10 protein-coding genes are annotated in these 11,816 nt (G+C 70.7%); 1 reads left to right on the top strand and 9 read right to left on the bottom strand.

Annotated elements, in window-relative coordinates; genetic code table 11:
• Window positions 1–37: 37 nt before the first annotated feature.
• Window positions 38–688 carry a response regulator gene (locus CYJ26_RS09570; RefSeq protein WP_101638341.1) on the top strand — a complete coding sequence of 217 codons (651 nt, stop codon included), beginning with the start codon at window positions 38–40 and terminating at the stop codon, window positions 686–688.
• Window positions 689–706: 18 nt separating this feature from the next.
• Here the strand turns inward: CYJ26_RS09570 and pth are convergent, their stop codons facing one another.
• The 9 genes from pth to mfd all read right to left on the bottom strand — a co-directional run bounded on the left by pth (window position 707) and on the right by mfd (window position 11,600).
• Window positions 707–1,303: an aminoacyl-tRNA hydrolase gene (gene pth, locus CYJ26_RS09565; protein ID WP_048679319.1), complete on the bottom strand. Its 597-nt coding sequence runs from the start codon at window positions 1,301–1,303 to the stop codon at window positions 707–709.
• 67 nt (window positions 1,304–1,370) lie between these two features.
• Window positions 1,371–1,994, bottom strand: coding sequence for a 50S ribosomal protein L25/general stress protein Ctc (locus tag CYJ26_RS09560; RefSeq protein WP_006548858.1), 624 nt, complete (start codon window positions 1,992–1,994; stop codon window positions 1,371–1,373).
• Between the two features lie 202 nt (window positions 1,995–2,196).
• Window positions 2,197–3,162, bottom strand: coding sequence for a type I 3-dehydroquinate dehydratase (aroD, locus tag CYJ26_RS09555; RefSeq protein ID WP_048679317.1), 966 nt, complete (start codon window positions 3,160–3,162; stop codon window positions 2,197–2,199).
• Window positions 3,159–4,148: a Ppx/GppA phosphatase family protein gene (locus CYJ26_RS09550; RefSeq protein WP_006549914.1), complete on the bottom strand. Its 990-nt coding sequence runs from the start codon at window positions 4,146–4,148 to the stop codon at window positions 3,159–3,161. Before CYJ26_RS09550 ends, aroD begins: the two co-directional genes overlap by 4 nt.
• A 122-nt stretch (window positions 4,149–4,270) precedes the next feature.
• Window positions 4,271–4,855 carry a DUF501 domain-containing protein gene (locus tag CYJ26_RS09545; protein WP_244902064.1) on the bottom strand — a complete coding sequence of 195 codons (585 nt, stop codon included), beginning with the start codon at window positions 4,853–4,855 and terminating at the stop codon, window positions 4,271–4,273.
• A gap of 34 nt (window positions 4,856–4,889) precedes the next feature.
• Window positions 4,890–5,642, bottom strand: a complete 753-nt coding sequence (locus CYJ26_RS09540; RefSeq protein WP_053091445.1) for an FtsB family cell division protein — start codon at window positions 5,640–5,642, stop codon at window positions 4,890–4,892.
• Window positions 5,643–5,824: 182 nt separating this feature from the next.
• On the bottom strand, window positions 5,825–7,111 hold the full coding sequence (gene eno, locus CYJ26_RS09535; protein ID WP_006548856.1) for a phosphopyruvate hydratase: 1,287 nt from the start codon (window positions 7,109–7,111) through the stop codon (window positions 5,825–5,827).
• A 131-nt stretch (window positions 7,112–7,242) separates the two neighbouring features.
• A complete protein-coding gene (locus CYJ26_RS09530) occupies window positions 7,243–7,788 on the bottom strand; it encodes a hypothetical protein (protein ID WP_024034467.1) in 546 nt (181 codons plus the stop codon).
• A gap of 59 nt (window positions 7,789–7,847) precedes the next feature.
• Window positions 7,848–11,600 (bottom strand): transcription-repair coupling factor, encoded by a 3,753-nt coding sequence (gene mfd / locus CYJ26_RS09525; RefSeq protein ID WP_048679313.1) that lies wholly within the window; start codon window positions 11,598–11,600, stop codon window positions 7,848–7,850.
• Window positions 11,601–11,816 lie beyond the last annotated feature (216 nt).

The following is an 11,816-nucleotide window of genomic DNA, read 5'->3' as shown; positions in this document are numbered from 1 at the left end:
GCAGGACGATAGCGCTGTCCCCTCACGTCCAGTCAGCGTGGTGCTGGCTGACGACCAGGCGCTGATGCGCATGGGCTTTCGTATGGTGCTGGACGCTGAGGAGGGTATCGAGGTGGTCGGTGAGGCCTCCGACGGCGCCTCCGCCCTGGCCCAGGCGCGCGCCCTGCACCCCGACGTCATCCTCATGGACGTGCGTATGCCGGGGATGAACGGGATCGAGGCTACTGAGGCCATCACTCAGCAGTGCCCGGGCACCAAGATCCTCATCCTGACCACCTTCGACCTGGACGAGTACGCCTTTGCCGGGCTGCGCGCCGGGGCCGCCGGCTTCCTGCTCAAGGACACCCGCCCCGCCGAGCTGGCCGAGGCGATCCGCACCGTGGCCAGCGGCGAGGCCGTGGTCTCCCCGCGCGTGACGCGCCGGATGCTGGAGATGTTCGCCTCCCAACTGCCGCAGGACGGCGCGCAGGACGCCGCCGAGGACCCGCGGATCGCCTCGCTGACCCCGCGTGAGCGCGAGATCCTGGTCCTCATCGCCCAGGGCATGTCCAACTCGGAGATCGCGGACCAGCTCGTCGTCTCGGCCACCACGGTCAAGACCCACGTGGGTAACGTGCTGGCCAAGCTGGACGTGCGTGACCGGGTCCAGGCTGTCGTCGTGGCCTACGAGACCGGCCTGATGGCCTGACCACCACACCGCTGCTCGCTAGCGCGAGTTCACCTGCTGCTGGGCCGCCTCGAGGCCCGCGCTCACCACTGCCTCGACGGCGTCTGCCGCCAGCTCCAGGGTGACGTCCAGCTCTGCCCGCTCGCGGGCCGGGAAGTCGGACAGGACGAAGTCCGCCGGGTCCTGACGCCCTGGAGGCCGACCGATCCCCACACGCAGGCGTGCGTAGTTCCGGCTCCCCACCGCCTGGCTGATGGAACGCAGCCCGTTGTGCCCGCCCTCGCCGCCACCGCGCTTGAGGCGCAGCGTGTGAGCCGGCAGGTCAAGCTCGTCGTGGATGACGAGCAGGTTCGTGGCCGGGTCGATGCCGTAGAACTTCGCCAGCGCCGCCGTCGGGCCTCCGGACAGGTTCATGAAGGTGGCGGGCTCGGCCAGGATGACACGCGGTCCTGGGGCGCCGCCGGGCGCCATGCCCAGCCGCACCTCAGCCACCTGCGCGCGAGCCTTGTGCTTGGAGAGCCGAGACCCGGCACGCCCAGCCAGGACGTCGATCACCATATGGCCGACGTTGTGGCGGTTGCGGGCGTACCGGGCCTCGGGGTTCCCCAGCCCGATGATGAGCCAGGGGTCGCTCATAGGAGCTCCTTTGTCTGTCGTCATGCGGTCAGCGGCGCAGCCGCCTGCCGCTCACGTCAGGTCAGGCTCACTCAGCCTCGGCAGGAGCCTCAGCCTCGTCAGCCGCCTCAGCGCCAGCCTCGGGCTCCGGGACATCGACGGCGATGGAGGCCTCGTCCACAACGTTGACCACGTCCTCCTCAGCGTCGGTGACGGCCTCGACGCCCTCGGGCAGGGTGATGTCAGAGACGCGGATGGTGGTGCCGGCCTCGACGCCGGTGATGTCGATCTCGATGGCCTCGGGGATGGAGATCACCGGGGCGGAGACGAGCAGGTGAGCCGCCTCGACCATGTGGATGGTGGAGGCCACGGGCTCGCCGATGACGGTGACGGGGACCTCGACCTCAACGCGCTCGTTGCGGTTGACCAGCTGGAAGTCCACGTGCTGGACGCCCGGGCGGATGGGGTGACGCTGGACGTCCTTGGTCAGGACCAGGATGGTCTCGCCGTCCACGGCGAGCTCGACCAGGGCGTTCTCGTTGCCGCGCAGGGCGAGGCGGGTGGCGTGCTCCTCCAGGAGGAAGTGACGCGGCTCGGTGCCGTGACCGTAGACGACGACCGGGACCTGGCCGTTGCGACGAGCCTGGCGGGCGGAGCCCTTGCCGAAGTTGGTGCGGTCAGTGCCCTTGAGGGTGATGGCCTTGTTCGCCATGAGGGTTCTCCTCTTCTTAAGGCGGGGCCGGGCCCCGCAGGTCTGGTGGTCCGGGAGGGCGCGGCGACGCGCAGTACCTCCTGGTACCACCACGTCGATCACGGATGCACGTGCGCAGCACGTGTCCCTCGCCGGGGCAACGTCGCCTACACTACCTGCTCGCTCGCAGGCGGGGCCAGACGCCGCCGCGGTGAGACCGGACTCACCGCCCCTCCAGCGCGCTGCCGCTCCAGGCCGAGGCCCGCTCCTCGCCGGCCTCCAGCTCCTCCATGGCGCTGCGCACCTGTGCCACCGGGAGCTGGCCGGGCGCTGACGCGGTGGCGCCGGCGGTGGCGAAGGTGAGGGCAGAGCCGAAGACCCCACCCGCCAGCCGGCTGATGACTCCGTCCTCCCCCATCGCGATCGCGATCACCGGAACCTGGAGACGGCCTCGCGCCCGCACTGCAACGCGCAGGAGACGAGCGACGTCGTCCTGGCTGGCGGGCATGACCGCCACCTTGGCAACCTGGGCCCCCTGCGTCTCCATCCTCTCCAGGACACTGACGATCTCATCCTCGGCCGGGGCGGAGGAGAAGAAGTGCGCCGAGGCAAGAACATCGATCCCGCTCGGCCCGGCCAGCGCCGCCAGCTCACTGACGCAGTCGCGCGCCAGCTCGACGTCCAGGGCCGTGACCACCTGGCGGGCTGCCTCGTCCTGGCTACAGGCTGCGAGCACTGCGCTCAGCAGCGCCCGGTAGGCATCGTCGTCGATCTCGACCCCGCCGCCCTCGGCGGAGGTACGGAGCGTGGCCAGCAGCGGCAGGCGCGTGGTGGCCACGGCCGCGGCCACCTGCTGGACCGCGGGCCACACACCTTCCGCAAGCCGTCGGCCAGCCTCGGCCCCGAGCACAGGCCCGGCCCCGGTTGCAGCGTCCAGCAGATCCAGGCGCAGCTCGACGACGTCAGCACCGGCCGCGCAGGCTGCTGCGGCGTGTGAGGCAGCCTCGGCGGGCGTGCGCCCGGTCGTGGACACGGCAACCACTGGGAGTCGGCCACCCAGGCGCGCACCGCGCCAGGTACGCGGGCCCGGGCAGGCAGGGGACCCGGGCACAGCGAGCCCGCAGGCGCGGACCGAGGCGGCGATCCGCTCCAGCTGCGCGGCCAGGCCCGCCGGCAGGCCCGTACTCACGCGCTCACCGCCGTTCCGGCGCCGTCGGCCATGGACAGGGCGATCCCGTCCAGAATGTCGGACAGCGAGGTGATCGAGGAGGTCACCGGTGCCGGTCCCGCGGCGGTCTCAGCCATGACGCGCGCTACTACCTCGGACCACACCAGAGCGCCGGCGGCGATGACGTCGCGGCGACCGGGCCGTAGATAGGCCCACGACTCACGCTCAGCCGCGGTGGAATGCACGATCGCCTCGCATGAGGCCAGCATCGTCTCAGCCGGAACCACGGCGTCGTCAAGGGCCGCGGCATCGAAGTCGGCCAGCCCCAGGGCGTGGGCCGTCACGGTGGTGATAGTGCCCGCCAGCCCCACGAGCCTGGTAGCGGCGGACAGGTCGACGACGTCACTGGCCTGGTCCAGCAGCTCACGCACGTGCGCACGCGCCGCCGCCTCGGAGGCGGGCGTGACGCCGTCGGCCAGGTAGCGCTCGGTCACGCGCACCGAACCGGTGTCCATGGAGAAGGCGGCTTGGGGGCCGCTGCGTCCCAGGACCAGCTCGGTGGAGCCGCCGCCGAGATCGACGACGAGGTGGGGACCTTCCGGCTGAGTGCCAACGAACCGGTCCAGGCAGAGGGAGGAGCCGGAGAAGGACAGCCGGGCCTCCTCCTGCCCGCTGATGACCTCCGGCTCGATACCCAGGCGCTCGCGCACACCGTCGACGAAGACGGCGCGGTTGGAGGCGTCGCGCGTGGCCGAGGTGGCTACGAAGCGCATGCGCTCCACCCCCTGGGCGCGGCAGGTCGCCGCGTAGGAGTCCACGACGGCGAGGGTGCGTTCCAGCGCCGCCTCGTCCAGACGGCCGGTGCGGTCCACCCCCTGGCCCAGTCGGACGATCTCGTTGTCACGCACCAGCTGGGCGAGGCCGGTGCCCGCCTCGCGCGGGAGCAGGTCAGCCACGAGCAGGCGGATGGTGTTGGTCCCGCAGTCGATCGCGGCCACACGCGTCATGTCAGTTCTCCTCTAGATTGTCAGGTCCCACCGGTCCACCGGTCAGCAGCAGGCCAGCCGCTGTCAGGCCGGGGCCGCCGAGCAGCAAGGGCCGCCGAGCAGCAAGGGCCGCCGGGCAGCGCTCAGCAGCTGCACCGCTGCGGGTCCCACATCCCGCGCTCGCGCAGCACCTCCAGGGTGAGGTCACCGATGGGGTTGACGCCAGGGCCAGCGGCCAGGGCGTGGCCGAGCAGGGCGTGCAGGCACTTGACGCGGGTCGGCATGCCGCCGGCCGAGACGCCGTCGATCTCCTCCACGCTTCCCAGCTCAGCGCGACGTGCCAGGTAGTCCTCGTGAGCGCGGGCGTAGGCCGCGGCAAGCTCAGCGTCCTCGGCGAGCCGGGCGTTGTAGTCCTCCATGAGGTGCTCGGCCTCCAGGGTGGAACAGCCCTTCACCGCCGCCGGGTGAGTGAGGTAGTAGCTAGTGGGGAACGGTGAGCCGTCAGGCAGACGCGGAGCCGTGCGCACGACGGTCGGGAGCCCGCACACGCAGCGCGCAGCGATGGAGACGACGCCGCGCGGCACCCGGCCCAGCTGCTCACGCAGCGCCTCCAGGTCGGCCTGCGTCACCTCATCGCTGCGGGTACGGCCCGGCGTCACCGCGGGCTCCTGGTCGGGAGCCTGACCGGGCTGGGCCGGGGTGCTCGTGTGCTCGGGCTGCGTGCTCATGGAGCTCCTTCGCGATGGGAGGGTGATGGGAGCGTTACTGTGCGCCGGACTCGTCGGCCGGCTCAGGCGTCGGGGTGGGGACGGTCGGGACCGCGGTGGACCAGCCACGCTGAGACTCCTCCGGCGGCGCCTGCTCATCGGTAGCCCCGGCGACCTCTGCCGACTCTCGCAGGACCGAGTACCACGGGCTGCCAGCCTCGGCCTCAGCCGCGGCCTTGGCCGCCGCCTTGGTCTGGTCCTCGAACTGGTCAGCGCCGACGACGACGTAGGTGGTCTCTCCCGGCATGACGTAGGACAAGCGCTCGCGCGCCTGAGCACGCACGTAGGCGTCGTCGTCCCACCGGGCCAGCTCTGACTCCAGCGCGGTGGAGGTGGCTCGCGCCTCCTGGAGCTGTCTCATGATCGCGTCGTACTGAGCCTGCTGGGACAGGTAGCCGCGCAGCGCCGGGAAGGTGATGACGAAGGCGAACAGGAGCACCAGAGCCAGGATGAGCACCCGGGCGGGCACGGCAATGCCGTCCGGGCCACCCAGCCGGAGCATCGTGTACTCCGGTGCTGTGCGGGCCGAGGGACGTACCGGCTCCTGGTCCTCACGCTCTTGGCGTGCACCTGCCTCTGAGGCTGAGGAGGAGTGCGCCGGCTGCGAGCCTGAGGCCGAGCTCGCGCGCGACTGGCCGGTGGCGCTCTCGCGTCCGCCCGGCCCCTGGCGCCCCGTAGCCGGCCGACCGCCAGCGCGCCCGCCCGGACGGGCGCCCGGGCGGGCAGGTGAGGGTCGGCGCGGTGTCATGGGGAGATCCTGCCTCACGGGCCTGGGAAGTGGCACCACGCCCTGCCGGTGCGTTGCTCACGCGTCTACTGCCACCGCGCCCGCAGACGACGACGGGATGCGACCTGATCGTCAGGTCGCACCCCGTCGGTGCGTGCGGCTCAGGGGTCACCCTGTGCCACGTGCAACCTCAAGCCAGGAGCTCAGCCCTGGAAGCGCGGGAAGGCGGAGCGGCCGGCGTAGACGGCGTCCTCGCCCAGGGCCTCCTCGATGCGCAGGAGCTGGTTGTACTTGTTGATGCGCTCGCCACGGGCGGGAGCACCGGTCTTGATCTGGCCGGAGTTGGTGGCCACGGCGAGGTCGGCGATGGTGACGTCCTCGGTCTCACCGGAGCGGTGGGAGGTCATCGTCTTGTAGCCAGCGCGGTGGGCCATCTCGACGGCCTCGAGGGTCTCGGTGAGCGAACCGATCTGGTTGACCTTGACCAGCAGGGCGTTGGCGGCGCCGAGCTCGATGCCCTTGGCCAGACGCTCGGGGTTGGTGACGAAGAAGTCGTCACCCACGAGCTGGACCTTGTCACCGATCTCCTCGGTCAGGTGCTTCCAGTCATCCCACTCGTCCTCGCTCAGCGGGTCCTCGATGGAGACGATCGGGAAGTCCTCAACCAGCTTCTTGTAGTAGGCCACCATGGAGGCGGTGTCCTGGGCCTCGCCCTCGAAGGCGTAGGTCTTGGTCTCGGCGTCGAAGAACTCGCTGGAGGCCACGTCCATGGCCAGAGCGACGTCAGCGCCCGGCTTGTAGCCGGCGTTCTCGATGGCGGCGCAGATGAGCTCCAGGGCCTCACGGTTGGACTCAAGGTTGGGGGCGAAGCCGCCCTCGTCACCCAGGCCGGTGGACAGGCCCTTCTCCTTCACCACGGCCTTGAGCGAGTGGTAGACCTCAGCACCCATGCGCAGGGCCTCGCGGAAGGACTTGGCGCCGATCGGGGCGATCATGAACTCCTGGATGTCCACGTTGGAGTCAGCGTGGGAGCCACCGTTGAGGATGTTCATCATCGGCACGGGCAGGACGTGGGCGTTGGGGCCACCGACGTACTGGAACAGGTCCAGGCCGGCGGACTCAGCGGACGCCTGCGCAGCGGCGAGGGAGACACCCAGGATGGCGTTGGCGCCGAGCTTGCCCTTGTTGGGGGTGCCGTCGAGCTCGATCATGAGGCGGTCCAGGCCGCGCTGGTCAGCGGCGTCGTAGCCGATGATCTCGGGGGCGATGACGTCGTTGACGTTGGCAACGGCCTTCTCAACGCCCTTACCCAGGTAACGGGACTTGTCGCCGTCGCGCAGCTCGACGGCCTCGAAGGCGCCGGTGGAGGCGCCGGAGGGGACGGCAGCGCGGGCGGAGGCGCCGTCCTCAAGCAGGATCTCGACCTCGAGGGTCGGGTTGCCACGGGAGTCGAGGATCTCGCGTGCGTGAACGTTCTCGATGAGGGCCACTGTGGGTGCTCCTTGTTGGATTGATATCAGGATGCAAGGCCCAGACTACCGGGCCTGCCCCTCAGGCACGAGGGCGGAGGTCCCCCGTGATTCCCATGTTCACGCCGGGCGTGACGTTTGCCTCGCCCGAATCACTCCTGGGCGCCGTCAAGCGAGAGGGCCGAGGCGTCCTGGATCTCCCAGGGACGCTCGGCGGCGTAACGCGGCGAGGCCGTGGGCTGGAAGGACTGGGCCATGGCGGTGAAGTCGGCCTGCGCCTGCTCAGCCTCATCGGCGCTGACGCCCTGAAGCTGCGCGCTGATGGCGGACAGGCGGGCGATGGTCTTGGCGCCCTCGGAGAAGGAGGAGGCCTCAGGGTTGGCCTGGGCGAGGATCGTCTCCACGTCCGCGTCAGGCACCGACAGCCCGTACTTCTCGGCCAGCTCGAAGTAGACCGGCGCCTGGAGCAGCCCGTTCAGGACGCGGTCGCGCGTCCACCCCAGCGGGGCAAGGTCGCTGGTGGCCTCAGCCAGATCAGTCTCGGAGACGCTGATCTCCTGCTGAGCGCCGTCCAGCCCCGTGAACTGCGCCACGGCGGCCTGGCCCGGGTGCACGGAGCAAGCGGTCAGGGCCCCGCTGGCAACAAGAAGGACGCCGGCAGCGAGGGCACGCACGCGGCGCGAGGCGGTGGTGAGCACGAGGATCTCCTTGTGACGAGGCGTCGGGACAGGCACATGGTAGCCCGCCCGGCGCAAGGCTAGCGGCGGCGTCGGTAGGTCGTGGCCTCGACCTCGTAGTCCTTGTCCCCCTCGACCACCGCACGCAGCAGCACCTCGGCCCAGCGCAGCAGGGCCTCGCCCTCCACCGGGCCCCCACCCATCCGGGCCGTGCCCGGGGCCGGCACCACAATGGTGCGAGTGGCGGGCTTGAGCGTGGTGCCGGGGTAGAGCCGGGTCAGCCGCATACGCGCGGACTCAGCCAGGTCCAGCGGCGCGAAGCGGATCGACTTGCCCTGCGCCACGATCTCGCGCACCCCCAACCGGGCCGCGAGCGCACGCAGGCGCGCCAGGGCCGCCAGACGCTGGGTGGGCTCGGGAACCGGACCGTAGCGGTCGGTGAGCTCGTCCAGGACGTCGGCGACGTCGTCGTCGCTACGAGCGGCAGCGAACTTGGTGTAGGCCTCCAGACGCAGGCGCTCGTGGGGGACGTAGTCCTCGGGGATCGTGGCGTCCACCGGCAGCTCGACCCGCAGGTCCTGGTCGATCTCCGCCTCGGCCTCAGCGGCGTCGCCAGCGGTCTCGGGGTTGATCTTGAGGGCCTTCTTGTAGGCGGCCACCGCCTCAGAGACCATGCGCACGTACAGGTCGAATCCGACCCCGGCGATGTGCCCGGACTGCTCACCTCCCAGGAGGTTGCCGGCCCCGCGGATCTCCAGGTCCTTCATGGCCACCTGCATGCCGGCGCCCAGGTCCGTGTTCGTGGCAATGGTGCGCAGACGCTCCAGGGCGGTCTCGGTCAGCGGCTTGTCCGCGGGATAGAGGAAGTAGGCGTAGGCCCGCTCACGACCGCGCCCCACGCGTCCGCGCAGCTGGTGGAGCTGGGACAGCCCCATGCGGTCAGCCCGGTCGACGATGAGGGTGTTGGCGTTGGACACGTCCAGGCCGGTCTCCACAATAGTCGTGCACACCAGGACGTCGATCTCCTTGTGCCAGAAGTCGTCGATGACCTGCTCCAGGCGTACCTCCCCCATCTGCCCGTGGGCGGTGGCCACACGCGCCTCGGGCACCATCTCCTGGATGCGGGCGGCCACACGGTCAATGTCCTCCACGCGGTTGTGGACGTAGAAGACCTGGCCGTCGCGCAGCAGCTCACGGCGGATCGCGGCCGAGACCTGCTTGGTCTCGTAGGCACCCACGTAGGTCAGGATCGGGTGGCGGTCCTCGGGCGGGGTGGCCAGCGTCGACATCTCGCGCAGGCCAGTCACCGCCATCTCCAGGGTGCGCGGGATCGGGGTGGCAGACATGGACAACACGTCCACGTCCGTACGCAGGGCCTTGAGGGTCTCCTTGTGCTCAACCCCGAAGCGCTGCTCCTCGTCGATGATGACCAGCCCCAGGTCCTTGAAACGCACCTGCCCGGTGATGAGGCGGTGGGTGCCGATGACGACGTCGATCGCCCCGGATGCCAAGCCCTTCAAGACCTCCTCGGACTGGCTGGCCGACTGGAAGCGCGAGAGCTGGGCCACGCGCACCGGGAAGCCCGCGTAGCGCTCGGTGAAGGTCTCGGCGTGCTGGGAGACCAGCAGCGTGGTGGGCACGAGCACCGCCACCTGCTTGCCGTCCTGGACGGCCTTGAAGGCGGCGCGCACCGCGATCTCGGTCTTGCCGTAGCCGACGTCGCCGCAGATGAGGCGATCCATGGGCTGGGCCTTCTCCATGTCCGACTTGACCTCGTCGATCGTGGCAAGCTGGTCAGCGGTCTCGGTATAGGGGAAGGACTCCTCCAGCTCGGACTGCCAGGGGGTGTCCGGGGCGAAGGCGTGGCCGGAGGTGGCCGAGCGGGCGGCGTACAGCCGCACGAGCTCGCCGGCGATCTCACGTACGGCCTTGCGGGCCTTGGACTTGGTCTTGGCCCAGTCCGCCCCGCCCATCCTGTTCAGGGTCGGGTTGTCCCCGCCCACGTACTTGCTCACCTGGTCCAGGGCGTCGGTGGGCACAAGCAGGCGGTCGCCGGGCTGGCCCCGCTTGGAGGGGGCGTACTCGATGACCACGTACTCGCGAGTGGCGGCGTTCTTGCCGGTGCCCACGTTGCGGCGCATGAGCTCAACAAAGCGCCCCACACCGTGCTGGGCGTGGACCACAAGGTCACCGGAGTGCAAGGAGAGCGGGTCGACGCTGCGCCGCGAGCGCCGGGCGGGCATCACCTTGCGCGAGCGCGGCCCGGCCGAGGCTCGCCCGGTCAGGTCAGACTCGGCAATGAGGGCCAGGCGCAGGTCCTCGGCCACGAAGCCGTGACCGGCGCTGGCCTGCGTGACGCGCACGACGCCGTCGCCCTCCACCCCGCCGTCATCGCGAGCCGCGCCGAGGTCTGCGGGCTCGTCAAGCTGGGTGACGATCCGGGCCGGCACTCCGCCGTCGCCCAGCAGCTGGGCCATGCGCCGGCCGGGGCCGGGGCCATCGGTAGCGACGACGACACTCCAGCCCTCGCGCGCCAGGCGGCCCAGGTCCGTGACCGCCTCGTCAAGGCTGCCTGCGTAACCACGCGGGTCACGCAGGTCGAGCTCGACGGTGTCCGGGCTGGCCTTGAGGGAAGTGAAGGACCACCAGCCGCGGTTGGTGGACAGCGCCAGGCCGCGTGCCTCGGCCAGGTGAGCGAAGGCGGCGGCGGACAGGTCCACCGGAGCCTGGCCTCCCGAGGCGGCCGAGGTCCAGGCAGCGGCGAGGAACTCCTGGGTGGTGGCGGTCAGGTCCTCGGCCCGCTTACGCACTCGCTCAGGCTCCAGGCCGACGACGAGCCGGTCACCGACGAGGTCAAGCAGGGGCACCATCCGGGGCACGAGAACAGGAGCGAGGGACTCCATCCCCTCAACCGGGATGCCGGCGGCGATCTTCTCCAGCATGTCGGCCGCGGAAGGAATGACGCCCATAAGGCGCTTGGCGCGCCCTCGCACCTCCTCGGTCAGCAGGATCTCGCGGCAGGCGGTCGCGGTGACCGCACCGACCTCCTCGATCGTGCGCTGGTCGGCGACGGCAAAGGAGGAGACGGACTCAATCTCGTCACCGAAGAAGTCCACACGCACCGGCCGGGGCTGGGTCGGGGGAAAGACGTCGAGGATGCCGCCACGCACGGCGAACTCGCCGCGGTTCTCCACCATGTCGACCCGCGTGTAGGCGGCGTCGGCCAGACGCTGGGCCGTGGCCTCCAGCCCGAGCTCCAGGCCCGGGGCCAGGTGGATGGGCTCGAGCTCCCCCAGGCCATCAACCACGGGGGCCAGCAACGCGCGCACGGGGACAACCAGGACCCGGATGGGGCCGCGCGAGGGGTCGGCTGCGGTTCCGGGACCGTCTGCGCCGGCGTCGCCGTCCTCGGGATGAGCCAGGCGACGCAGGACGGACAGACGGGTGGCCACGGTGTCCGCTCGAGGGGACAGACGCTCGTGGGGCAAGGTCTCCCAGGCGGGGAAAACAGCGACGTCACTCTCAGGCAGGTAGCAGGTCAGCGCCGCGGCGGTCTCCTCCGCCTCACGGGTGGTCGCGGTGATGACCAGCAAAGGTGTGCCCTGACTCTGGGACGCGGCGGCGTCTGGGCGCGCGGCGGCCGTGGCGTGGACGGAGCCGACGGCTCTGGCGACCCCGTCCTCACCCAGCGCCATGGCGGCCAGGACGGCTGGCCGGGCCCCACACGCGACCACGGTGGTGCGGTCCGTGCGCGCGGACGAGCCCGCGGCGCTCACGAGTGCGGCGGTCGTCGGGTCGGTCAGGAGAACAGGAAGGAGGGCGGTCAGTCGCATCGCCGGGGATTCTAGGGCGTGCGGGGCCGTCGCACGAGGGGCTGCGCTGCCCCTGAGCGCCCATCGCTACCCCTCTGCCTCCCCCGCTACCCCTTTGTTTCCTCCGCCACCCCGTAGCGCGCGTAGAGGGGGTGCGAAGGAAACAATGGGGTAGCGACAACACCGACCAGGCCCACACCCACAATGACGCCGCGCCACCACAAGCTGGTGACGCGG

The sequence above is a fragment of the Actinomyces urogenitalis genome (genome assembly GCF_002861525.1).
Lineage (GTDB): Bacteria > Actinomycetota > Actinomycetes > Actinomycetales > Actinomycetaceae > Actinomyces > Actinomyces urogenitalis.
Note: the sequence above shows the minus strand (reverse complement) of the source record. Positions and strands in the feature narration are given on the sequence as shown.